Annotated in this window: 17 protein-coding genes and 2 pseudogenes; 5 read left to right on the top strand and 14 right to left on the bottom strand. The window is 72.5% G+C overall.

Translation table 11 applies throughout. The features are described from left to right. Positions 1–6: 6 nt before the first annotated feature. Complete coding sequence (locus RBJ77_RS40565; protein ID WP_372349555.1) at positions 7–318, bottom strand: trypco2 family protein; 312 nt, start codon at positions 316–318, stop codon at positions 7–9. Between the two features lie 272 nt (positions 319–590). Here RBJ77_RS40565 and RBJ77_RS40560 point away from each other — a divergent pair. Beyond that, a pseudogene (locus RBJ77_RS40560) lies at positions 591–809 on the top strand (ABC transporter ATP-binding protein); the annotation flags it as partial. A gap of 134 nt (positions 810–943) precedes the next feature. On the opposite strand, the gene RBJ77_RS40555 reads toward RBJ77_RS40560, so the two are convergent. From RBJ77_RS40555 to RBJ77_RS40530, 6 genes are all read right to left on the bottom strand, one after another. Further along, positions 944–1,069, bottom strand: a complete 126-nt coding sequence (locus tag RBJ77_RS40555; RefSeq protein WP_372349554.1) for a hypothetical protein — start codon at positions 1,067–1,069, stop codon at positions 944–946. 124 nt (positions 1,070–1,193) lie between these two features. Beyond that, complete coding sequence (locus RBJ77_RS40550) at positions 1,194–1,415, bottom strand: CarD family transcriptional regulator (protein WP_255979041.1); 222 nt, start codon at positions 1,413–1,415, stop codon at positions 1,194–1,196. A 147-nt stretch (positions 1,416–1,562) separates the two neighbouring features. After that, a complete protein-coding gene (locus RBJ77_RS40545; RefSeq protein ID WP_372349553.1) occupies positions 1,563–2,396 on the bottom strand; it encodes a PIG-L family deacetylase in 834 nt (277 codons plus the stop codon). A gap of 193 nt (positions 2,397–2,589) precedes the next feature. Continuing rightward, positions 2,590–3,300: a polysaccharide deacetylase family protein gene (locus RBJ77_RS40540; protein ID WP_372349552.1), complete on the bottom strand. Its 711-nt coding sequence runs from the start codon at positions 3,298–3,300 to the stop codon at positions 2,590–2,592. A gap of 196 nt (positions 3,301–3,496) precedes the next feature. Then, complete coding sequence (locus tag RBJ77_RS40535; protein ID WP_372349551.1) at positions 3,497–4,180, bottom strand: glycoside hydrolase family 11 protein; 684 nt, start codon at positions 4,178–4,180, stop codon at positions 3,497–3,499. Positions 4,181–4,465: 285 nt separating this feature from the next. Continuing rightward, positions 4,466–5,512: a LacI family DNA-binding transcriptional regulator gene (locus RBJ77_RS40530; protein ID WP_372349550.1), complete on the bottom strand. Its 1,047-nt coding sequence runs from the start codon at positions 5,510–5,512 to the stop codon at positions 4,466–4,468. A 262-nt stretch (positions 5,513–5,774) separates the two neighbouring features. Here RBJ77_RS40530 and RBJ77_RS40525 point away from each other — a divergent pair, with 262 nt between their 5' ends. Continuing rightward, positions 5,775–8,480, top strand: a complete 2,706-nt coding sequence (locus RBJ77_RS40525) for a beta-N-acetylglucosaminidase domain-containing protein (RefSeq protein WP_372349549.1) — start codon at positions 5,775–5,777, stop codon at positions 8,478–8,480. A 55-nt stretch (positions 8,481–8,535) separates the two neighbouring features. Here the strand turns inward: RBJ77_RS40525 and RBJ77_RS40520 are convergent, their stop codons facing one another. The 4 genes from RBJ77_RS40520 to RBJ77_RS40505 all read right to left on the bottom strand — a co-directional run bounded on the left by RBJ77_RS40520 (position 8,536) and on the right by RBJ77_RS40505 (position 13,562). After that, complete coding sequence (locus RBJ77_RS40520) at positions 8,536–9,111, bottom strand: SUKH-4 family immunity protein (protein WP_372349548.1); 576 nt, start codon at positions 9,109–9,111, stop codon at positions 8,536–8,538. 31 nt (positions 9,112–9,142) lie between these two features. Next, positions 9,143–10,858, bottom strand: coding sequence for a nucleic acid/nucleotide deaminase domain-containing protein (locus RBJ77_RS40515; RefSeq protein WP_372349547.1), 1,716 nt, complete (start codon positions 10,856–10,858; stop codon positions 9,143–9,145). A gap of 134 nt (positions 10,859–10,992) precedes the next feature. Continuing rightward, positions 10,993–12,690, bottom strand: coding sequence for a hypothetical protein (locus RBJ77_RS40510; RefSeq protein ID WP_372349546.1), 1,698 nt, complete (start codon positions 12,688–12,690; stop codon positions 10,993–10,995). After that, the gene (locus tag RBJ77_RS40505) at positions 12,687–13,562 is read right to left on the bottom strand and encodes an SUKH-4 family immunity protein (RefSeq protein ID WP_372349545.1); all 876 of its coding nucleotides are present in this window, start codon (positions 13,560–13,562) and stop codon (positions 12,687–12,689) included. The genes RBJ77_RS40510 and RBJ77_RS40505 overlap by 4 nt, the downstream gene beginning before the upstream one ends. 226 nt (positions 13,563–13,788) lie before the next feature. Here RBJ77_RS40505 and RBJ77_RS40500 point away from each other — a divergent pair, with 226 nt between their 5' ends. Genes RBJ77_RS40500 through RBJ77_RS40490 form a run of 3 tightly spaced genes read left to right on the top strand, consistent with a single transcriptional unit; the run spans position 13,789 to position 17,449 of the window. Beyond that, positions 13,789–14,214 (top strand): hypothetical protein, encoded by a 426-nt coding sequence (locus RBJ77_RS40500; RefSeq protein ID WP_372349544.1) that lies wholly within the window; start codon positions 13,789–13,791, stop codon positions 14,212–14,214. A 2-nt stretch (positions 14,215–14,216) separates the two neighbouring features. After that, the gene (locus RBJ77_RS40495; protein ID WP_372349543.1) at positions 14,217–16,142 is read left to right on the top strand and encodes a tetratricopeptide repeat protein; all 1,926 of its coding nucleotides are present in this window, start codon (positions 14,217–14,219) and stop codon (positions 16,140–16,142) included. Continuing rightward, on the top strand, positions 16,139–17,449 hold the full coding sequence (locus tag RBJ77_RS40490) for a serine/threonine-protein kinase (protein ID WP_372349542.1): 1,311 nt from the start codon (positions 16,139–16,141) through the stop codon (positions 17,447–17,449). The genes RBJ77_RS40495 and RBJ77_RS40490 overlap by 4 nt, the downstream gene beginning before the upstream one ends. Before the next feature lie 28 nt (positions 17,450–17,477). Here the strand turns inward: RBJ77_RS40490 and RBJ77_RS40485 are convergent. The 3 genes and pseudogenes from RBJ77_RS40485 to RBJ77_RS40475 form a co-directional block, all read right to left on the bottom strand. After that, positions 17,478–18,107 (bottom strand): annotated as a pseudogene (locus tag RBJ77_RS40485) (sigma-70 family RNA polymerase sigma factor); the annotation flags it as partial. A gap of 163 nt (positions 18,108–18,270) precedes the next feature. Continuing rightward, a complete protein-coding gene (locus tag RBJ77_RS40480; protein WP_372349592.1) occupies positions 18,271–21,045 on the bottom strand; it encodes an AAA family ATPase in 2,775 nt (924 codons plus the stop codon). A 113-nt stretch (positions 21,046–21,158) separates the two neighbouring features. Next, a complete protein-coding gene (locus RBJ77_RS40475) occupies positions 21,159–23,924 on the bottom strand; it encodes an AAA family ATPase (RefSeq protein WP_372349541.1) in 2,766 nt (921 codons plus the stop codon). Positions 23,925–24,110: the final 186 nt, after the last annotated feature.

The following is a 24,110-nucleotide window of genomic DNA, read 5'->3' as shown; positions in this document are numbered from 1 at the left end:
ACTCAGTCAGCGGGAAGGGAGTTCGCTCACCCGGCCCTTGATCTCCAGGGTCTTGCCTTCGCCATCCCTGGGCAGCAGTTCGAGCCGCAGCCTGTGCGTCGTGCCGGAGGAGTACTCGCCCTTTCCGTCGAGGGCGAACACGCCAAACTGGAGCTTACCCCCGCCGCCCCCGGACCGCCGGGCCTCCAGGCCCAGTTCGACCTCCACCTTGCCGACGGAGAAGGACACCTCGCTGTCCTCGCCAGCGGCCTTGGCAATCAGCAACTGCTCGCGCAGCACCTGAATTGCCTCCGACAGTTCCATCCACTCGTGCGCCATCGGCCCCGTGTCCCCTCGTCTTTGAGCGTGGCCAGCATGATAGCTGAGCGGATCAGCCCCAGAGCGGCGACGTTAAGTGGCACGGCAGGCCTGACGCTGATTCAAGTATCCAGTGATGATGCGGAGTTCGCCGCACCATACTCGGCACCACGTGATCAAACCGAACAGAACCACTGAACGACCCCGCCCTGGCTCACCGGGACCGTGCCTAACGTGCCTGAGAGCAGCCGTGCCATCCGACGCAGACAGATACTTGACAGCTATAGATAAATCTCGACGCCCGCGGCGAGCACTCCATCTTCCTGGAGATCCGGCGGATCGCGGCCGAGCGCATGACGATCGTCGTCACCCACCAGCTGGAGAACACCCGGCTCGCCGACCGCGTCCTCGTCATGGACCGGGGGCGCGTCATCGAGCAGGGCTCGTACGAGGACCTGGTGGCGGCCGGCGGACTGTTCGCCGAACTCGTCGCGCTGGCCAACGACCGCTGAACCCGCGCGTCCTGAGGGGAGCGGGCAGCCGGCCCGCTCCCCGGTCGGCCGACACCACCGGGCAGGTGGCAGCCGGGTCGGGACCGGCGCGCACCTGCCCGGGGAACGTGAACCGTACGGGGCGGGCGTCGGAGTCAGGCGGCCCTGGACCGGCCCGCCCGCCTGCCGGGGGCGGGCTCCGGCACGTCCTCGGCCCAGTACGCCTCGTCGTCGGCGAAGTCCGGGGCCTGGAAGGGTTCCGTCGCCGGCGGCGGCGACACTGCGGTGGGACGGTGGGCTTGCTCGTCCGAGGCGGAGAACAGCGACGTCAGGTCGATGAGAGGACTGCCTTTCGGTACGGGCCCCTCGGCGGGGCCCGGCGTGCCGTGACACGGCACATCAGTGCTACAGCTTGGTCATCTTGTCGTAAGGGCTCAGGATCCGCAGCTGTGCCGATCCGAAATCCACGAGGGCGGCGATCCCGTCCTCGATCCCGATCACCTGGCCGAGGCCGTGTACGTCATGAGTGACCTGGTCGCCCACAGCGAAGTGCTTGGGGGTCGGTGCGACCGGTGCTTTGAACGGGCTGGTGGGCAAATGACGCTTCGGTGCCGCAGGCTTTGTCATGGCTCAGTATGCGCCCACGCGCGCCTCCTTCGTGCCGCCCCTCCCCCCACATCCCACGCCTGACACCCTCGCCACGCCTCTGACCTGCTGTTTCGAGACGTAGCGAGGAATGTGCGGCTCAGTAAATTCGTGACACGAAAGGGATATTCAACGCAATCCGGCGAAGAGATCGTTCTCGGGCACGGGAGCATCGGTGGCGTCCTTGACCCGGACGAAGGTCTCGACGCCCATCAGCTCGGTGAACCTCTCCTGCCCCATCTTGAGGAAGAAGATGTTCTCGCCCTGGCTGGCGTGCGCGGCCAGGGCGGCGAACTTCTGGCCGCCGTACGCGGCGGTGTCCACCCAGGTGGTGATCTCCTCGTCGGGCAGACCGATCTCGGCCAGCGCGGCCGTCTCGGCGGGGTCCGGCTCCGGCATGTCCTCGCCGAACTCGCGCATGACCTCGCCGAACCGCTGCATCGCCGAGCGCGGCATCGTCGTCCAGTACACCTTGGGGGTCAGTTCGGTCATGGCGAGCGCGGCCATCGTGATGCGGTTGGCCTGGATGTGGTCGGGGTGTCCGTAGAAGCCGTTCTCGTCGTACGTCACGAGCACGTCGGGCCGGTAGTGCCGCAGCAGCTCCGCGAGCCGGGCGGCACCCTCCTCCACGGGGGTCTGCCAGAACGCCCCGGGGGCGTCGTTGCCCGGCCAGCCCATCATTCCGGAGTCGCCGTAGTCGAGCATCTCCAGATCGCTGATCTTGAGGATCTCGCAGCTCGACTCCAGCTCCTCGCGCCGCATCCGGGCCACCGCCGCCGGATCGTGTCCGGGATCACCCGGTTTGACACCCCCCGGTCCGTCACCGCAGCTGCCGTCGGTACAGGTCACGAGCACCGTGCGGACGCCCTCCGCCGCGTACCGCGCGAGGATCCCTCCGGTGCTGGTCGCCTCGTCGTCGGGATGGGCGTGCACCGCCATGAGCGTCAAGGGCCCGTCGTTCATGAATGCGTCCTCCTGCGTGAAACGGCCTCGGTACGGGTCCGGATCACAGCGGGGCGGACGACCTGCCGGTGTCCCTGTCCCCGCCGCGCGGCGCCGGTCCCTCGGCAGGTGCAACGTCGCCGAGCGGACCGGCTGTTCCCGTCGCGTACGGGAACGCTCCCGCGGCCGTCGCGCAGGGTGCGGATCGTGGCGGTCAGGCCGGGGCCACCGCGCGGCCGGTCTGCGGGGAGATCATGCCGGCGCACAGGCCGCGGGCCGCGAGGCCCTGGGCGATGCGCGGGATCGCGGCACGGGTGTTGGCGGGCCAGTCGTGCATGAGGATGACCTGGCCGTCGGTGAGCCGGGCGGCGGCCTGCACGATCGCGTCGGTGCTCGCGCCGTTCCAGTCCTGCGAGTCGACGTCCCAGATGATCTGCGTCAGGCCGTACGTGGCGGCGACCGAGCGCACCGTCGCGTTCGTCTCGCCGTACGGCGGCCGGAACAGCCGCGGCGTGCCGCCCCCTCCGCCGGCGATCGCCTGCTGGGTGCGGGAGATCTCGGAGTCGATCTGGGCCTGGCCGAGCTGGGTGAGGTGGGGATGGGTGTAGCTGTGGTTGCCGACCCACATGCCGGCGGCGACCTGCGCGCGGACCTGGGCCGGATTCGCTGCGGCGTACTGGCCCTGGTTGAACATCGTGGCGCGCAGTCCGTTCTGCCGGAGCGCGGTGAGCAGGGCCGGCGTACTGCCGGCCGGGCCGTCGTCGAAGGTGAGCCCGACGTAGCCGCCACAGGCGGCGGCCCGCGCCGAGGCGGTGGTGTCGACGGCGAGGGTGCACGCGCCGGCCAGCGTGACAGCGGCCAGCCCGGCGGTCAGGGATCGCGGCGGGCGGAGCGGTCGGGACGGGTGGGGTGGGCGGATTCTCATGGTGGGGGGTCCTCCGGCCTGGTGGTGCAGAGGCCTGTCGGGGTCCGGCGGGTCCGCGCGTCCGGCGGATCCGTCCGGGGTGCCTGGGTCTGTCCGGGGATCTGGAGGTCGCGGCGGTCGCGCGCTGCCGGTCCGTGCCGGACGGCTTGGCGGCGCGACCGCCGCGACTGTCACCGAGAGCGACGGTCCGACTCGCTCAGCTCACGGTGATGTTGGAGCTGCCGCTGCTCTGGTAGCCCTCGGTCGCCATGATCATGTAGTACGAGAAGTTGCCCATGGGCATCCCGACCCGGCTCCAGGCGTCGAAGTGGTTCCCGGTGGTGATGGTTCCGCCGGTGCGCTTCGACTGCCGGACGCTCCAGTACTGGTTGAAGGTCTTGGTGCCCTCGACCGACGGAGCGTTGTACCGCGTCGTCTGGTAGATGTCGTACGTGCCGCCGTCGCTGGTGACGGTGCCCTTGTACGTGCCGGTGGGCCGGTAGGTGCCCCAGTTGTCGACGATGTAGTACTCGACGAGCGGGTTCGACGTCCAGCCGTAGAGCGCCAGGTAGGCATTGCCGGACGGGCTGAAGGAGCCCGAGTAGTTCACGGTCCGCCGGGAGCCGTTGGCCCAGCCCTTGCCGGCCACGAAGTTCCCGGTGTTGCGCCACGAGGTGCTGTAGCGGCCGCCGGAGGACAGGACCATGGAGACGGTGCCGGGGGCATCGGTCCAGAACGAGTAGTAGTAACCGTTGTTGGTGCCGGTCTGGTTGCTCGTGACGGTCGTGTCGGCGTGGGCGGTGCCCGGGAGCGTCAGCGCGGTGGCGGCGAGGGTCAGGGCGCCGGTGGTGCCGATGAAGGCGCGGCGGCTCATGGGCGGTGCGGGGGGCTTGTCGCTCATTCTCATGCTTCCTCCTGGTGGGGCCTGGGAGAGGCTGCACAGCCATTGAGGTGCGTGTCGACGTCGATAGGTTGGTGCCGGGCCTGTGCGCTGTCAACTGTTTCGACGAACGGCGCGAAACTTTAGCCGCGGAACCCTCTCGACCGGCATGCCATCAGCCCAGCTCAGAGACTCAATTCGGTTGCATGGCAAGCAAATTGGCAGGAAGGAACGAGATTCGGCCAGGGTGACGGAGTATCAGCTCTCCCCGCGCCCCGAAACTCTTTCGGTACGCGCCTCGACGGGTCAGCGGCCGTGCTGCCGGCACTCCGCCGTGCTCTGGCGCACGACCAGGCTCGTCGCCAGTTCGAGCCGGGTGACCGCCGGCTCCTCCGACTCCTCCGTCCGCAGCCGCATCAGCATCTGTGCGGCTCCTTCGGCCATCTGTCGCAGCGGCTGGTGGACCGTGGTGAGCGCGGGGCTCGACCACTGGGCCAGGGGCACGTCGTCGTAGCCGACCACGGACAGGTCGTGCGGGACGCGCAACTCCCGCAACCGGGCCGCCTCCAGGACGCCGAGGGCCTGGAGGTCGCTGCCCGCGAAGATCGCGGTCGGCGGGTCGTCCAGGTCGAGCAGTTCGGCCGCGCGCCCGCGACCGCCCTCGACGTGGAAGTCGCCGTACCGGACGAGGCCCGGGTCCGCCGGAAGCCCGGCCATGCTGAGCGCGGAGCGGTAGCCGTCGAGCCGGGCCAGCGAGCAGAGCATGTCCTCGGGGCCCGTGATGATGCCGATGCGCCGGTGCCCGAGCTGCACCAGGTGCCGGGTGGCGGCCAGGCCGCCGTTCCAGTTCGCCGAGCCGACCGAGGGCACGTCCGGGTCGGGGTCGCCCGCCGGGTCGATGACGACGAACGGGATGGACCGCGACCGCAGTTGCTGCTTCACCTCGGCGGGCAGGCTCGAGAAGACCAGGACGACACCGCGCGGCCTGCGCTGCAGCACTCCCTCGATCCACTCGGGCCCCGGCGCCTGCCGCGTCCCGCTCTCGGTGAGCACCACGCTCGCACCGTTGGCCTTGGCCACCTTCTCCACGCCGCGGATGAGTTCGAGCGCCCACACGCTCTCCAGCTCGTGGAAGACCAGCTCGATGAGCGGCGCCTCGCGGGCGACGCGCGTAGTGCGGCGGTAGGCGCTCCGGTCCAGGACGCGCTCCACCTTGACGCGGGTCGGGGCCGCGACGTCCCGCCGCCCGTTGAGCACCTTCGAAACTGTCGAAATGGAGACCCCTGCCTCTTGGGCCACCTGCGCCAGGGTGATGCGGCCCAACTCCTCGTCATCTCGCATGCCCTGGAGCATAAGGCAGGGTCAACTGCCCTCACCGGCAGTTGCGTTGACCGCCCCGCGCGCCGCGGCCAGGTCGCCCCGGCAGCGACCGCCGAACCCGGGGACGAAATCTTTCGGCACGACGAGGTGCGCGGGCGACCGCGCCGAGCCGCCCCTCCCCCACCGGCGAGATGCTCGATTCTGCTCGAAGTAACCGTCAAACGCGCAACATTGACAGTGCATCACCAAAGTGGTCTAGTCCGCTAGAGCATGTGCCAACCGTGGAGGCTCACCCATGTTCCGCACGAAGCACAGATCCCGCAGGACACCGCTCGTCGCCGTCATCGCCGCGGCGGCCCTGTCCGCCGCTCCCCTCACCTTCGGCTCCGGCCCGGCCGCGGCCGGCGCCCGGCCCGACGAGGGTCCGCCGGCCATCACCCCGACCCCGCACTCCGAGCAGCAGCGCAACGACCGGATCACCGTCACCCCCGCCGTCACCGTCGTCACCGGCCCGACGTCCGACCCGGCCGCCGTGCGCGTGACGACCGCGGCGCTGAAGGCGGCCGGCGCCCGGAACGTCACCACCACCCGGCACGCCCCCGCCTCGTCGGACTCGCTGACGGTCTACGTGGGCGGTCCGGCCGAGAACCCGGCATCGGCGTCCGCCCTCTCCGCACTGCGCACCGAGGGCCCGGCCGGGCTCGCCGCGGAGGGCTACGTCCTCGCGCTGGGCGGGAAGGGCGCGGGCCGCATCGTCCTGTCCGGCGCCGACCCGACCGGCACCTACTACGCGGCGCAGTCCCTGCGCCAGGTACTGCCGCACCGCAAGGCCCCCGGCGCCACCGTGCGCGGACTGGCCGTGCGCGACTGGCCTGCGACACCGCTGCGCGGCGTCATCGAGGGCTTCTACGGCACCCCGTGGTCGCACCGGGCGCGCCTGGACCAGCTCGACGACTACGGCCGGCACAAGATGAACATCTACGTGTACTCGCCGAAGGACGACCCGTACCTGCGGGCCAAGTGGCGCGACGCCTACCCGGCCGACCAACTCGCCCAGCTGAAGGAGCTGGTGGACGGGGCGCGGGCCAACCACGTCGAGTTCACCTACGCCCTCTCCCCCGGTCTGAGCGTCTGCTACAGCTCCGACGACGACCTCAAGGCGCTGACGGACAAGTTCCAGACGCTGTGGGACATCGGCGTGCGGCAGTTCGCCGTACCGCTGGACGACATCAGCTACACCGACTGGAACTGCGCCGCCGACGAGGCGAAGTGGGGCACCGGCGGCGGCGCGGCCGGACAGGCGCAGGCCTTCCTCCTCAACCGCGTGAACCAGCAGTTCGTCAAGACGCACGACGGCGCGCTACCGCTGCAGATGGTGCCGACGGAGTACTACAACACCGCCTCCTCCCCGTACAAGACCGCTCTGTCCGAGCAGCTCGACAAGGACGTGCTGGTCGAGTGGACGGGCGAGGGCGTCGTCGCGCCGACGATGACGGTGGCCCAGGCGAAGCGGGCCAAGGAGGTCTTCGGGCATCCGATCCTGACCTGGGACAACTACCCCGTGAACGACTACGCGACCGGGCGGCTGTTCCTCGGCCCGTTCACCGGCCGGGAGACGGGGCTCGCCGAGCAGCTGGCCGGGATCACCGCCAACCCGATGATCCAGCCGTACGCCTCCAAGCTCGCCCTGCACACCGTCGCCGACTACACGTGGAACGACTCCGCGTACGACGCCGACAAGTCCTACACCGCCGCCGTCGACGAGGCCGCGGGCGGCGACGCGCGGACCGCGCGGGCGCTGCGCGCCTTCACCGACGTCAACCACAGCTCGCCGATCAACGCGTCGGAGGCGCCGCAGCTCTCGGCGCTGCTGAAGGGCTACTGGGCGGGCTCGGTCCCGGCGTCCCGGCTGACGGCGGCGTTCACCGCGCTGCGCGACGCGCCGGCCACGATCCGCGCGGGCGTCGAGCAGGGCTTCGTCGAGGACGCGGGACCGTGGCTGGACTCCACGAAGGCGTGGGGCGTGGCCGGGATCGCGGCGACGCGCATGCTGGAGCAGCAGCGGGCCGGGCACACCGCCGCGGCCTGGACGATCCGCCAGCAGCTGCCGGGGCTGGTCGCCGCGGCGAAGTCGTACCGGTACACCGACCTCAACGGCAACAAGGTCCCGGTGATCGTCGGGGAGGGCGTGCTCGACCCGTTCTTCGCGAAGGCCCGGGACGCGTTCGACGCGCAGCTCGGCCTGCCCCCGCGTCCGGCCGGCACGACGGACCTGCCGGTCTACAACGGCAACACGGCCGACCGGATGTCGGACGGCGACGACTCCACGTACTTCTGGAGCAGCCGGTCACCGCAGCCGGGCGAGAGCATCGGCCTCGACCTCGGCAGTGAGCAGCCGCTCGGCTCGGTGACGGTGGCCATGGGCAAGCCCGGCAGCACCAATGACTACCTGCACCGGGGCGTCCTGGAGTACTCGTCGGACGGGACGACGTGGCACGCGCTGGGCACGGAGTTCGACGGCAAAGCGACGTGGACGGCGGACGCCCCCGGCGGCACGACGGCCCGGTACGTGCGCGCCCGCGCGACGGCCGGGCAGGAGTACTGGCTGGTCGTCCGCGAGTTCACCGTGTCGCGCCCGGACCGCCCCACGGTGAGCGGCGGCCCGGCCCCGGCGGACGGCAGCACCCTGGCCGCGGCCGCGGACGGCTCCCCCGACACCGCCTACCGCGCCGCCTCCGCACCGGCCCCGGGCGACACCCTCACCGTGACGTACCCGGCGCCGCGCGCGGTCACCTCGGTGACGGTCCTGCGCCCGGACGACGCGACCGCCTCGACGGCACGGGTCCAACTCCGCATCGCCGGCGAGTGGCACCCGCTCGGCCCCCTCACCGGCCCCGCCACCACGCTCCGCGCCCCCACGGGGACGACCACGGACGCGGTACGCCTCGCGTGGGCGGACGGGTCGGTGGCGCCCGTGGTGAGTGAGGTGATCGTCAAGTAGCCGTCCGTGGCGGCTTCCCGGGCCCGGCCGGGCTGGGCGCGGGAAGCCGCAGGTCTCAGGACCACATGCCGACGGCCATGTCGTCCAGGATCGCGGGCCACACGCTGGTGCCGCTGAACGGCAGCGGGTCGCGGTCCTCCACGGTCTGCCGGATCTCGCCGAGGGACTCCTCCAGCCGCTCGAAGTCCTCCTCCTCGTCCTCCCGGTCCTCGCTCCAGACGAACTCCTTCAGGAGGGTGTGGAGTCGGAACGTCAGATAGACGAGCGAGGACAGGTCCGAGTGGAGTCCCTGGACCGCGCCGCCGTTCTCGGAGAAGGCGTGCACCACGCCCGTCGACGGGTCGAGCGCCAGGTGGGTCTGCGCGACGTACCCGAAGACCACCCAGGCCTCGCAGCCCGGCGGCGGGGCGTCGTAGATCGACAGTTCGATCTTTTCGTCCACGCGCGGGAAACGGCCGGATTCGGTGAGGTGCTGTCCCTGGAAAGCCCCCGTCGGAATTCCGACGGAGTGGAGAATGTGTCCTTCGAGGGAGTCTTCCGGGATCGCGCCGAGCGATCCCGGCCCCACGAGAAAGATCTCCTTCTCCGAAAGGGAGGAGAGCAATTCCTCGTGGGACACGTCAAACAGCATCTGGATCTCCACGCTTTCTCGCCGGTGACACTCAGGGACGGAAGTGCCTGTCCTTCGGGCCGAGGTCCATCATAGTGTCGGTCACTCCGCCGGCCACGCCGTGCTCTTTCCACTGGTCGTGCAGCCAGCTGACGTACGCGCGGTGTTCCCGGTCCTGCTTGTACTTGGACAGCTCCTTGCCGTCCGAACCGGCCTCGTCCTGGTCGTACTTGGCGCTGTGCTCCACGCCGGCCCCCTCGAAACGCTGGTCGAGCCATTGGTCGCAGTACATGTTCTGCTCCTGGCACGGTTCGCGCTCGGTGTACAGATGGGTGAGGTTTCCCTCCTCGCCGTGTTTGAGCACCGGATATCCGATCACTCTCTCGGAGTGCACGGGACCGCTCGTCCCGATCAGGATGAATTTGCGCTGGTCGTTGTCGTCGAAGAGGGCCGCCGCATAGTTGGCACCGCCGCGCTTGTACAGTTCCGGCCGCTCGTGCGCGTTGTAGTAACGGGCGATCTGGGTGGCCCGGGCCAATTCGTTCGACCCCGGTGCGATCTTGTCCGATTCGACGCGGTCGGCTTTCTCTCCGCCGTTCTTGACGCCGAACGGGTCGCCGCCGGAATGCCACGGGTGCCAGGCCTTCCCGTCGTCCAGGACCGAGTGGATGCCCGACTTGTCGTCCGGGGCCAGCGGTCGCGTCGTGCCGTCCGGCATGAGGCGCTGCACATTGCCGTCGTGGTCCAGCAGGTACATGGGCGTGGGGCCGGACTTCTTCGTCTCGACCTTGTCGGCCGCGTCCCGGACGTCGTGGTCCTTGCCCTTGTGCAGCCGGGAGGTGGCCTTCACCCGGTCCGGGACGGTCTCGGTGATGTGCTTGGCGACCTTGCCGAGCGCCTTGTCCGTGCCCTTGAGCGCGCCGTGCAGCACGCTGTCGAAGGCCTGGGTGAACGGGTCGCGGCCCTTGCTCCGGCCGAACGCTCCGCGGGCCCGGCCGAGCGGGTCGCCCGCGCCCGCGAGCAGCTCCTTGCCGTGTCCCGAGACCTTGCCCGCGCCGTCCTCGAACTCGATGTGGTCGATCTTCGTGCGCTTCTGCGGCGGGCCCTCCCCACCGCCCGGACCGCCGGCGGAGGCGATCTGCATCCCGCCCTTGCCGTGGCCGCCGGAGGAGCCGCCGTCGCCGGCCGGCATGCTGAACGCGCCCTCGGCCAGATCGAGGACCATGTCCTCGACCATCGCCTCCAGCTTCGCGTTCACCGGCTCGGTGACCTTGGCTATGACCTCCTCGACTATGCGGTCCACGGCCTCGTCGATGATGCGCTTGACGATCTTCCGCATCGCCGCGACCTCGGCCGCGCCGATCAGTGCGGACAGGCCGCCGGTGACCACGGCGAGCCCGGCGGAGATGCCCACCGACCCGGCCATCACGGCCAGTTCGATCTCGGCCTTGCGCTTCATCGCCTCGACGATCACGGCGAGGGTGTCGCAGGCGTCCGCGAACAGCCGGGCCAGCTCCGGGAGTTTCTCCAGGTGACTGGCCTTCACCTTGTTCCAGTGCTTCTCCATGGAGTCGACGGCCCAGCCCTCGGAGGAGGACAGGAGCCGCGCGAACGCCTTGTGCGCGTCGCCGCCGTGGCCCTCGAACTTCTCCGCGAACTCCCGCATGGCGTCGGCCATGTCGCGGTAGTCGTCCTCGTCCACGTTCGGAAAGTTGATCCCGATGAACTCCAGGACCTCGTCCAGCCAGCCCGGAATCGTGTAACCCATCCCCCGTGCATCCCCTTCCCGCGTTGCTCACGATGCGCGTACCAAGAGCCTAACGATCAGCACCGACAGGGCCGCAAGGGGAAGGGGAGGACTATGGCGTGACCGTGACAACCAGGAGGACAACTCGGCTTGTTTCAGGCGGGGCTGAGGCAGATCAGTGACTCGTCCGTGCCGACCACCAGATGCCCGGCGGACGTCAGGGCCAGCGCGTGCACGTGACCGCCGGGACGGAAGCCGCGCACGGTCCCACCGCCCACTTCGTGCTGCTCGACCAGCCCGTCCGACCAGGCGGCGGTCAGCACCTGCCCGCCGTCCGGCCCGCCCACGGCCAGGGCGGTCACGGGATGCGGCCGCGACAGGAACGGGGTCGCCATCGGGTCGGCGCCCGGCGCCCAGACCCGCACCGCTCCGTCCGCGCCGCCGCTGTACAGCAGGGGGACGGTCGTGCCGTCGTCGGACACCGGGAGCCGCACGCTCGCCAGCGCCGTCACCGGCCCCTGGTGCAGGGCGGCCGTCCTGGACCGGTCGGCGTCGCCCGTGACGACGTGCACCGTCCCGGCCCGGTCACCCATCACGATCGCGCTCTCGGTGGACGCCAGCGCCGTCACGGTGACGCTCTTGGCGTACGCCACCGCCTCCTCCAGCAGCTTCTCCAGCGAGCTGGGTCCGTCGTCCAGCAGGGCCAACAGGCCGGAGGAACCAGCGGTGTTCGCCGGATACTGCGTCACGAGCTGTCCGTTTCCGTCGATCGCCGCCACGCTGCCGTCGCCCTGCACGGCGACGCCCTTCGCCTCGGGCACCTCCGCCGGAAGCCGGCCGATCGCCGCGGCGTCCTCCTCCCGGAGCAGGCGCACGGTTCCCCGGTGGTCGGTCACCACCAACTGCCCGGCCAGCGGCCCGCGTCCGCCGGCCAGGGCGCGTACGGGACCCGGCCACGGCGGCGTGATGTCGCCGCGGACGCGCCGCCACAGCACACGCCACGGCGCGCCCGCCGACAGGTCCGACAGCGCCTGCGACAGCCGTGGATCGGCGTCGTCCCCCAGAGCGGCCAGCAGGACGACGGCCCGCTCCGCCGGGGACTGGTCGCGGGTCAGCGAGGCGCCCGCCCTGAGCCACGCGGCGCGCAGACCGCCGTGCGCGTCGGACGACTGCTCGTACGACGTGGACACCCGCCAGGGGGCCGCGGCGCAGACCGCCGCGGGATCGTCGAGATCGATCGCCACCGGCGGCGACGCGGGAGCCCGGTCCCCGGCGGTCCGCTCCCCGGCGGTCCGCTCCCCGGCGGTCCGCTCCTCGGCCGCCCAGCGCGCGTACCGCTCCGGATCCGTCCACCGGGGCTCGTCGAGGTCCATGCGAGCGGACGCGACGGAGGCCAGCGCCTCGGCCGCCGCGCTCGCGGAGCGCACCTCGACCAGCACCCGCACGTGCGCCACGTCCTGGAGCGCCAGGGCCAGTTCGGCGACGCCCTCGGCATCGGCCGCGGCATGCACGTCCGGCAGCACGACGACCGTACGGCGGACGTCCGCGCTCAGCAGGTCCACCAGCTCGCCGGGGGTACGCGCCGGCACCTCAAGCTGCTCCGCGAGCATCCACGCCGCCGACGTCGCCGTCAGCCCCGCCATCGGTACGAAACCGTGCACCCGGCGCTCGGCGGGCGTCCCCGGCCGGGTGCCGTGACCGATGAGCCAGGCCAGCAGCGTCGACTTGCCGCAGCCCTCGCTCCCCGTGACGACGCAGAGGCGGGGCGCCGCGGGGTCCGACAGCCACGCGAGGATCGCGGCGGCGGCCGGTTCGCGTCCGGCGGCCGGGCGGCCCCAGGACCGCCCCGTCACTGCCGGCCCGCCTGCTGCGCGCTGTACGTCATCAGCTCCGTGAGTCCCCCGTCCCGGGACTCCGCCGTCTGCCCGTAGTCGAAGCTGTGCGTGAACTCCGCGTCCGGGAAGCGCCCTTGGAGCCACACGGCGCAGTAGTGGCCGGGCATCATGCAGGGCTCCAGCTCGCAGTACACCCTGCGCACCTGCTCGGGCCGCACGCCCTCGGCCACGAGCCGCGCCCACAGCAGTTCCTCGGGATGCGCCTTCCCCGGCCCGGTGGCACCCGTGACGATCTGCTTGTCGCCCGCGCCGTCCACGTACTCGAAGGCGGCCGAGAACGGGAAGTTCAGCGTGTGGCGCACGTCGTCCAGAACGCGCGGCCACCAGCTCTCCCGGTCCTCGAAGGCGTCCGGGTCGATCTGGCGCAGCTCTGCGTTGAGTTCGCGGAAGGCGGCGGCCGCCCCCGGCAGGCTCGTGGACGCGGCGATCACGGGCAGGCGCCGGTCCAGGACCGCGAGCGACAGGGTGAAGGCCTGCACGTCGCTGCTGACGAACATGTCGGGCTCCGGCCGCGCCAGGAACACGGCCCGCACGTCGCCGTCGGGCCGCAGGCACAGGTGGGCCAGCCGGTCGGTGCCCAGCCGCACCCAGTTCGCCCGCTCGTCCTGCATGACCACGCCGCGGTGGCCGGTGAACATCCCCAGGGTCGGACCGTCGGTCTCGCCCGCGGCCGTGAAGTAGGGAGCCACGTGCAGCGGCACGCCCACGTCGCGCAGCAGCCGCCGTGACACCTCGTCCAGACCGGCCGCGTAGGAACCGGGCACGTCGATCCGACGCAGCCCGTCAGGACCGAAATGGACGACGGACGGGTCCGGAACGTGCTCGGACATCGGGCTCCCTTGTCACTGCGGTGGACGGTCTGGGCAAACCCTAGTCGGCATCTCCGACAGCGGGGCAAGCGGTGACCGGATCCCCCGGCGGGACCGGTCTGTGCAGCTGTCACCGGTTTCCTGCCGTCCCGGGCCCCGCGGTGGCACACTTCAATGACGCACGGCATACGGGGGGCCCGCCCACGGGCCCGATGCGAATCAGGCGTACGTGGAGAGGCGGTCTGCCATGCGATCCCTGGTGGCGGTGGACGGCTCCGAAGGGCCCGACTCCCTTGCGGAACTCACCGGTTGGCTGAACGACGAGAAGCTCCTGCGCGGGCGGGTACGAACGCCGGTGGCCGAGCCAGGCGCCGGTGAACTGGGCGGCTGGACCGACGTCGTGGTGGTCGCGGTCGGCGCCGGAGGCGCTCTGACCGCTCTGGCGAGGGCGCTGTCCGTGTACCTGCGACAGCCCCGTCGCAGCACCGTCCGGGTCAAGGTGGTCGGCCCCGACGGGACCCGCACGGAAGTGACGGTCGAGCACACCAAGGACCTCACCGCGGTCGAGGACCTGCTGCGCACGGCCCTGCATCCGGACGAGGATCCGGTTCCGCGCGTGGCCTCTCCCGGCTCCGCCCCCGCCCTCGGCGAGGCGTCCTCGCCGGAGAGCTGACCATGCTGCGTCCACCCAATCCGGGCCGTTCGCGCGCCGTGCTGCTGGGCACGGCGACGTACACGGAGGATCCGCTCCTGCCGGACGTGCCCGCCGTACGCAACGACGTCCGCGACCTCCGGCGCCTGCTCACGGAGGGGCAGCCCGGCGCCTTCTCCGCGGAGACCACCCGGGTCGTGCTCGACCCGGAAACTCCGCGGGATCTGGGCCTGCCGCTGCTCGAGGCCGCACGACAGGCCGAGGACGTCTTCCTCGTCTACTACGCGGGGCACGGGATGATCGGTCCCGAGCGGCGTCAGCTGTACCTCGGTCTGGCCAAGTCCGTCGCCGAAGCGCCCTCGTTCACGGCCTTCCCCTTCCAGGGCATCCGGGAGGCGTTCCTCGCCAGTCCGGCGCGCAACCGGGTGCTGATCCTCGACTGCTGCTTCTCCGGGCGGGCCATCACCGGCGACCTCTCCCCCGCGCACACCTACGAACCGCTCATCGACCAGATGGAGATCGCCGGGACCTACACCCTGACGTCGGCCGCCGCCAACGAACCGGCCCGCTTCCAGGAGGGCGAGCGGCACACCGCGTTCACCGGTGAACTGCTGCTCGCCCTGCGCGACGGCCTCCCGTCCACCTCGGCGGCGGAGGTCACGCTCGGCGCCCTGTTCCGGCACCTCAAGCGGGTCCTGCCGGCGAAGGGCCTGCCGGAACCGCAGCAGTGCGGCACGGACACCGCCGAGTTCCTGATCCTGGCCCGCCCGCGGCGTCGCGACCGGCGCGGACCCGCGGTCACGGCGGACGAGTCCGCGCCGCCGGGCAGCCCGGACGGGCTGCTGGAGCGCAGGGACCTCGGTCGCCGCCGAGGCGAGGAGGGCCGGCCGGCCGAAGCCATCCGTGTGCTCAGCGAGGTCGTGCCCGATCTGACCGTCGCCTTCGGCCCGGACGCCCCCGAGACCCTCATCGGCCGGATCAACCTCGCCTACTGGACGGGCCGGGAGGGCGACTCCGCCGAGGCGCTGCGCCTCTCCGCCGACACCGTCAAGGACATGACGCGGGTGCTGGGCCCGTACCACCAGGTGACCCTCGTGGGACAGAGCCAACTCGCCCACTGGATCGGCGAATCGGGCCGGCACCAGGAGGCTTTGCGCCTCACCGCGTCGGTCGTCCCCAACCTCCTGCGCATCCTCGGCCCCGACAGCCGGGAGACCTTGGTCGGCCGGAGCCGGCTGGCCCGCTGGACCGGGGAGGCCGGCGATCCCTCCTCGGCGGCCCGGCTGACCGGTGACCTCGTGCCCGACCTGACCCGGGTGCTCGGCGCGCAGGACCGCGAGACCTTCACCGAACGCCTCAACCAGGCGCACTGGACGGGCCGGGCCGGCAGCGCGAAGCCCGCGGTGCGGCTGCTCACCTCTCTGGTGCCCGACCTGTCCTGGGCCCTCGGGGAGGACGACCGGCACACCCTGGTCAGCCGTTCGCGGCTGGGCCAGTGGTCGGGAGCGGCGGGCCGCCGGCAGCAGGCCCGGGAGCTGTTCGACGCCGTGGTGCCCGACCTGAGCCGTGTCCTCGGCCCCGACGACCGCGAGACCCTGCTCGCCCGCAGCCAGCTCGCCCACTGGACCGGCGAGACGGGCGAACCGGCGGCAGCGGTGGAGCTGTTCACGCTGCTGGTGAGCGACCTCACCTGGGTCCTCGGCCCGGACGACCGGGTCACGGTGGTCAGCCGGGCCCGGCTCGCCCACTGGACGGCCGTCCAGGGAGCGGTCGCCGACGCCGTCCGCCAGTTCCACGCCGTCCTCCCGGACCTCACGCGCGTCCTCGGCGCCGACGCACCCGAAACCACCGAGAACCGCGTCCTGTTGGCCCACTGGCGCAAGAAGGCGGACCGCCGGCTCAGGAAGCAGATCTTCTACGGGTCCGGGGCCCGCGGGGGTGCCCGGTGACCGCGGCCCCGGAGCCGAAGCACGCGCTGCGCGCCACCGACCCCGCGCGGATCGGCCCCTACCGCCTGCTCGGCCGGCTCGGCTCCGGAGGCATGGGCCTGGTGTACCTGGGCCGCTCGACGACCGGGCAGCTGGCCGCGATCAAGGTGCTGCGCGACGAGCTCGCCGAGGACGCCCTGTTCCGGAGCCGGTTCCTGCGCGAGCTCACCGTGGCGTCGCGGATCAGCGGGAGATTCAGCGCGGCCGTTCTGGGATCCAGCGGCGCCAGGGACCTGCACCTGTGGCTGGCGACCGAGTACGTCCCGGGCCCTTCGGTGCTGGAGGCGGTCCATGCGTCGGGGCCGCTCGACCCGCAGACGATACGGGCGTTGTGGCTCGGACTCCTCGGCGCTCTGGAGACGATCCACTCCGCGGGAATCGTCCACCGCGACCTGAAGCCCTCGAACGTGCTGCTCGCCGCGGACGGCCCCCGCGTCATCGACTTCGGCATCTCGGCGCTCGCGGACACGACCCGGCTCACCGCGACCAACGCGGCGGTGGGCACGCCCGGTTACATGTCACCGGAACTGATCCGCGGGGACACCGAGGTGGGTCCGCCCAGCGATGTCTTCGCCCTGGGGTGCACGCTCGCCTTCGCCGCCACCGGGGTCAGCCCCTTCGAGGGGGCGAACGCCGTCGAGACCGTCTTCCGGATCATCCGCGAGGACCCGGACCTCACGCGGGTCCCCGCCGAGATCGTCACCCTGGTCGAACCGTGTCTGGAGAAGGACCCGGCACTGCGGCCGACGATCGACACGCTGCTCGGCATGCTGTCCACCGCGGAGACGGACCGGATCTCCCGGCTGCTGGCCCACGGTCAGTGGCTGCCCGCACCCATCCAGGCCCAGACGGTGGAGCGCGAGGGCCGGGCCCTCGCGTGGGACGGCGCGCGCCAGGCACTGCCGGCCGCCGCCCCCGCGGAGTGGCCGCTCCCCGCCGACGACCTCACCACGTCCCTGTTCACCTCCCGTGCCGCGCCACCCGACGAGATCCCGCCGGCGGAGCCGACCACGGTGATCGTCAACGGCGCCGCCCCGGCGCCCGTCCCGTCCCCGGCACCCCGGCAACCGCCCCTGGGCACCTTCGGCCCGCCCCCGGTCGACGACCCGGCCGCCGCCCCCGACACCGGCGCGACCGGCCCGGTGGACGAGGTGTCCCTGCGCACCCACACGGCCCTGCTGCCCGCCGACACCCCACCGCTGCCGCGCCTCCCGCGCCGCGGCTGGCGGCGCTGGGTCCCGGCGCTCCGCGGCATCGTGCGGAAGTAGCCGACCCTCCCTAGCCCTTTGCCAACTCCGGGGCCAGGAGGGATTCCAGGGAGGCGACGTCTCCGGTCCTGGCCGCCGCGACGAAGGTGTCGAGCAGTTGGCGGTGTTCCGTCGCGTCCACGGTCTCCCGCTGCTCGGCCGCGAGGTGCTTGCGGGCGCGGCTGGCGATCTTGCGGACGTTGACGGGGTTGAGGTGCAGCATGTCGGCGATGTCCGCGTAGGTGTACTCGAAGGCCTCGCGCAGGATGTACACGGCCCGCTCCGTGGGCGTCAGCTTCTCCAGCACCAGGAGCAGCGCGACTTCCAGCTCTTCCACCAGGTGCACGCCGGCCTCGGGGTCGCTGCCGGTGTCGACGGGTTCGGGCAGCCAGGGGCCGATGTAGGTCTGGCGGCGGGACCGGGCGGACTGGGCCACGTTGATGGCCAGCCGGGTGGTGGCGCGCGACAGGAAGGCCGTGGGGCTGATCACCACCGAGCGGTCGGTCCGCTGCCAGCGCAGCCAGACGTCCTGGACCACGTCCTCGGCCTCGACCACGCTCCCCAGCATCCGGTACGCGATCCCGAAGAGCCGTGGGCGCAGCCCTTCGAAGACGGCCACGGCCTCGTCCAGGGTGCTGTCGTCGGGGGACGGCGGGCGTTCTGTACGCGACTCCGACACGTTCTTGGACACGGTCACCACGGCTCCGTTTCACACCCGGCATCCGTCGATGCCACTGTGCGACCACGCTCCCGCCGCGACCCCGTCCGTGGCGCCCCGGGGAGTCCGTGGTCCGCACCCTGGGGGTGCCGGGGTGCACCCCGTGGCCGGTCCGGCCGGGGTGTCAGATCAGGACGGCCGCCCCGTCTGGGAAGGCGCCGCTGAGCTGCTTCCGGGAGGCGACGCCGAGCTTCGCGTACACCTTGCGCAGGTGCCATTCCACCGTGTGCGGGCTGATGAACAGCTGGGCACCGATCTCGGGGTTCGTCATCCCGCCGCCGGCCAGGTGCGCGATCTGCGCCTCCTGCGCGGTGAGCGCGGCGCGTGCGTCGGCCGTCCGCTTGGCGGCCGTCACGCCGGTGGCGCGCAGTTCGTGCCAGGCGCGCTGCGCGAACCCGTCGACGCCGATCCGGCTCAGGGACTCGTAGGCGGTGCCGAGGTGCTCGCGGGCGTCGACGCGGCGGTTCTCGCGGCGCAGCCATTCGCCGTAGAGCAGGTGGGAGCGGGCGTGGGTGATCCGGACGTCGGTGCGGCCCAGGCGCTCGACCGCCTCCTGGTAGAGGGTCTCGGCGGCTGCCCCTTCGTTCACCTGGGCACGGACCATGGCCGAGGTCCCGAGCGCCCAGTCGGTGCCGCCGGCCGCCGCCATGTCGGCGAGCAGGTGGGCGGCCTCGGCGGCGCGGGCCGGTCGGCCGCTGCGGGCGGCGGCCTCGACGAGCTCGACCATCGAGCGGATGGCGAGGCCCAGTTCGGCCAGGTTCTCCGCGCCCCGCTCGGCCGCGGCGTACGCCTCCTCGTAGCGGCCGAGTCCGTTGTAGAGGACCGACTTCGCCCACTCGCTCGAACCGAGGATGTTGCCGGGGCCTCCCTGGTGGAGGTCGGCGTCCCGGGTCATGGCGTCGACGGCCTGGAGCATCTCCGCCTCCCGGCCCTTCCACGGTTCGGTCACCAGCGTCACGTAGTGGGCGAGGTAGCGGCTGCCGGTGGCCTCGCCGATCGCCTGTGCCTCGGCGATCAGCGCGTTGGCGTGGTCGAGTTCGCCGGCCAGGACCCGGTTCGACACCAGTTGCAGGAGCGCGGACGGCAGGACGGACAACGCGCCGGTCTCGCGGGCGAGTTCGACCAGGCGCGTCGAGAGCGTGGTGTTGCTCTCGAAGTCCCAGACGTTGAAGGCCATGCGGGCGGCGAGCGGGAACCAGCCGAGGCCCTCCTCCCTGGTGACTTCCTCGGTGCACAGCGCGTCCAGGGCCCGCAGCACCATGGGCGCTCCCGCCGGGTAGCCGTCGACGGTCATCAGGGCGAGGCCGCGCAGGAGCAGGTCGCCTCGCTCGGGGGGCGGTCCCGGCGGTGCGGCGAGCGCGGCCCGGGCGATGTCGTGCAGCTGAACGCCGCTCGGCAGCCGGTCGATGATGAGCGCGGCGTCCAGGGCGTCGCGATAGGTCTGCTGGGCCAGGCCCGGATCCAGCTCCTCCAGGCGCCCGGCCGCCCGCACGAGGAGCGGGAGGGCGCTGCCGGCGCTCCTGGACGCGAACACGATCTGGCCGCGCAGCAGTTCCGCCTGGGCGAGCTGGAGTTCGCTCATGGGGCCGAGGGTCGCGGCGTCCAGCAGCTCGCGCGCCGCGTCGTACCCGCCTGCCTGGTACATGGCGCGGGCCGCCGCCAGTGCCCGGGCACCGCGGACGGCCGGGTCGGGGGTGAGCTCGGCCGCCCGCTCCAGGAACGCGGCCGCCGCCGCGATCCCGCCGCGGGCCTGTGCCCGGCCGGCGGAGCGGGCCAGTTCGGCGGCCACCGTCTCGTCGGAGCCGGCCGTGGCGTTGGCGAGGTGCCAGGCCCTGCGGTCGGGGTCCTCGTCCGGGTCGGTGGCGTCGGCCAGCGCGCGGTGCACCTGCCGGCGGTCCTCGGGAGTGGCGATGCGGTAGGCGGCCGAGCGGACCACGGGGTGCCGGAAGCGCACCCGGGTCCCGATGGTGATCAGTCCGTCGGCTTCGGCCGGGGAGGCGGCGGACGTGTCGATGTCCAGCAGGGCGGCCGCCCTGGTCAGCAGGGTCAGGTCGCCCACCGGTTCGGCCGCGGCGACGAGCAGCAGTCGCCTCGTCCCGGGCGGCAGTGCCTGGACCCGGCGCAGGAAGCTCTGCTCGATCTGGCTGGCGAGCGGCCGTGCGTCGGGGCGGCCGAAACCGCCCGCCAGCTCCGCCGGGCTGAGCCCGCGCGGCAGTTCGAGCAGGGCCAGCGGGTTGCCCTGGGTCTCGGCGACGATGCGGTTGCGGACCCGTTCGTCGAGCCGGCCGGGGACCACGGAGTGCAGCAGGGCGCGGGCGTCGCTGTCGCTGAGCCGTCCCACGTCGAGCTGCGGCAGTCCCGTGAACTCGGAGTCGAGGGCGGGTTCGCGCACGGCGAGGACCAGTCCGATCCGCTCGGCCAGCAGCCGGCGCGCGACGAACGCCAGGGTCTGCGCGGAGACCCTGTCCAGCCACTGGGCGTCGTCGACGACGCAGATCAGCGGCTCCTTGTCGGCGGCGTCGGCGAGCAGACTGAGGACGGCGAGCCCGACCAGGAAGCGGTCCGGCGGGGTGCCCGCGGTCAGGCCGAACGCCGTGCCCAGCGCGTCGCGTTGCGGGGGCGGCAGGCTGCCGAGCCGGTCGAGGAACGGTGCGCACAGCTGGTGCAGGCCGCCGAAGGCCAGCTCCATCTCGGACTCGATGCCCACCGCGCGGGCGGTCCGGCAGCCGTCCGCGCCGGCGCTCACGTGGTCGAGCAGCGCGGTCTTCCCGATGCCCACCTCGCCGCGCAGCACCAGGACCGCGCTGTGTCCGGCCTGGACCGTCGCCACGAGCCGGTCCAGCGTCTCGCACTCGGTCCGCCGTCCGCGCAGGTGCGCCCCGGGCCTTCCGCTCGTCATGGGAACCGCCTCGTCGATCAGGTCGATCATCGTGTCCATCGGGTGCCGACGTCCTCGCGCCCAGCCTCGGCGCGGCCGCGTCGCGCGACAACGGGCTTCCCGGCCCGGTCCGTTCACAGGTCCTTGCGCGACGTGACGCCGAGCTTCCCGAAGATCTTCCGCAGGTGCCATTCGACGGTACGCGGACTCAGGAAGAGTCGCGCGCCGATCTCGGGGTTGGTGAGCCCGTCACGGGCGAGCCCGACGATCTGGCGTTCTTTCGGGGTCAGATCGCTCCTCGTGCTGTCGGAGCTCTTCGCGACCGTCTCCCCGAGGTCCGCCAGTTCGCGTGCGGCGCGCTGCGCGAAGCCCTGCATGTCCATGGTGTCGAACAGGTCGTGGGCGATGCGCAGTTGGCCGCGGGCTTCCTCCTGACGCCCGCCGGCGCTCAGCCACTCGCCGTACACGAGGTGGGCGCGGGCCGACTCGCCGCGCAGCCGGGTGCGGCTGAGCGCGTCGAGCGCCTGCCGGTAGTGGCGTTCGGCCTGCGTTCCCTCGCTGATCAGGGCCCGTGAGCGGGCTTCGATGCCGACGGCCCAGTCGGAGCCGCTCGCCCGGGTCAGCCCGGTGAGCCGCGCCAGGGCGTCGGCCGCTTCCTCGGGGGCTCCCGTGCGGGCGGTGGCCTCGATGTACTCGGCGAGGGCCCACACCGGGATGCCCATCTCCAACTGGCTGTACTCACGGGTGGCCAGGTCGGCCGCCCGGGCCGCCTCCTTGTACCGTCCGAGACCGTTGTAGAGCAGGGCCCGGGCCCAGCGGCCGACCACCGGGCCGACCCCTTCGCCGCGGAGTTCGAGCCCTTCGTCGGCGCGTTCGCTCAGTTCGAGGCACTCCGGCTCCCGGCCCCGCCACGCGGCGACGAACAGCGCCCCGTAGATCGGGGCCGCCGTGCCGACGGCCTCGGCGACGGTCTGCACCTCCTCCGCCAGCGAGGCGGCCTCGGCGAGTTCGCCGTCGAGGACGTGCACGACGCAGCGCATCGTCAGCGCGAACGGCAGTGCGGTCGCCTGGCCCGCGTCGCGTGCGAGCCTGAGGTGGCGGGCGCCCAGCAGGGACATCGTCTCGTGGTCCCACAGTCCCACGGCGGTCACGCAGATCAGCCACAGCCAGCGCAGCCCCTCCTCCGGCGAGAGGCCCGGTTCCGCGAAGGCGCGCAGGGCGCGGCGCAGGCTGGGCACGGCCGCCGCGTGACCGTCGATGATGCGCTCCGCGAGGCCGTCGAGCAGCAGGTCCGCGGGGCGCGGCGGGTGGGGCGCGGGGGTGGCGCGAGCGGCCCTGGCCGCTTCGTACTGGCCGTCGTCGTACGCCTGGGGCCCGGCGAAGATGGCCGCGTTGACGACCTCCAGGTAGGTGTCCCTGGCCAGGGCCACGTCGTGCGCGGCGAGGCGGGCGCCGGCCTTGAGCAGGAGCCCCGGGGCCTCGCTGCCCCGGTCGGAGGTGAAGGCGATCCGGGCGCGGGCCAGGTCCACTTCGCCGCGCCGACGTTCGTCGAGGGAGCCGGCCTCCACGAGGGAGAGCAGCCGCAGGGCGAGTTCGGGGTTGCCGGCCTCGTGCGTCGCGCGGGCGGCGGCCAGCGCCCGGTCCCGGCGGCGGTCGGCGTCGGGGGTCAGCTCCACCGCGCGGGCCAGCAGCGCGGCCGTCGCGGCGACGCCGCCGCGCGCCTCGGCCCGGTCCGCCGAGCGTTCGAGCTCCGCGGCCACGGACTCGTCGGGTCCCGCCGCGCCGTGGGCCGCGTGCCACGCCCGGCGGTCGGGATCGGCGGCGCGGTCCGTCACGTCGGCCAACGCCCGGTGCGTGATGCGCCGTTCCTCGGCCGAGGCCGCCCAGTAGACGGCGGAGCGGACCATGGGGTGGAAGAACCTCACCCGGTCGCCGATCCTGACGAGGCCCGCGGCCACCGCCTCCTTCGCGGCGTCGCCGTCGAGGCCGAGACGGTCCGCCGCGCGCCAGAGCAGGGCCGGGTCGCCCGTGGGTTCCACGGCGGCGGCCAGCAGGAACTCCCGGGCCCTGCTGGGCAGTCCGCCGACCCTGCGGACGTAGGCCCGCTCGATGCGGTCCTCCAGGGGCTGGACGGTCGGCAGGCCGAAGCCGCCCGACCGGTCGACCGAGGCCGCCATCCCGGGGAGTTCGAGGAGCGCCAGGGGGTTGCCCCTGGCCTGCGTGAGGAACTGCTTGATCACTCGCTCGTCCCACAGTCCCGGCAGCACGGAGCGCAGCAGGGTCCTGGCGGCCCGCTCGGGAAGTCCCTTGACCAGCAGTTCGGGCAGGCCGAGCGGTTCGGTGCCGACCGGTGGGTCCTCCTCCGGAACACGGACCGCGAAGACGAGGGCCACCGACTCGGCGTGCAGCCGCCGCGCGGTGAACGCCAGGCTCTGCATCGAGGCGCGGTCCAGCCACTGCGCGTCGTCCACGACGCACAGCAGGGGCTGGTCCCGGGCGATCTCGGAGAGCAGTCCGAGGGCGCCGAGCGAGACCAGGAAGCCGTTGGGGGTGTGCGTCGAGCCAAGCCCGAGCGCGCCGCTGACGGCGTCGCGCTGCCCGGGCGGGAGCCGGTCGAGCCGGTCCGTCATGGGCGCGCACAGCTGGTGGAGTCCGGCGTACGGGAGCTCCATCTCCGAATGGACGCTCGTGACGCGGGCCACCCGGAACCCCCGGGCCCGGGCCGTCAGGTAGTCGAGCAGCCGGGTCTTTCCCACGCCCGGTTCGCCGCGGAGCACCATCGAGCGGCTCTCCCCGCCGCGCACCGCGTCCAGCAGTCCGTCCAGCACCCCGCACTCACGGCTCCGCCCCAGCACCGGCTCCTGCGTCATGAGCTGGCCGACCTTCCCTTCGGTCCCCACGGCCCGCCGCCTCTGGTCCGGCGGGCCGTCGCACTCCGCGTGCCCACGGTCCGCCCCCCAGGGCGCTCCGTCCACGCGCGGCACCGTCCGGTGCCGTGGTGCAGACACTGCCGTCCCGGCCCGCCGCACGGCGCCCGGGGAAGCCCCGGTGCACCCCCGGGAGTTCCCGGGGGTGGACCGGGGGCG

Origin of the sequence: Streptomyces sp. KL116D (genome assembly GCF_030766975.1) — a bacterium.
Lineage (GTDB): Bacteria > Actinomycetota > Actinomycetes > Streptomycetales > Streptomycetaceae > Streptomyces > Streptomyces longispororuber_A.
This window is presented reverse-complemented; position numbering and strand designations above follow the sequence as displayed.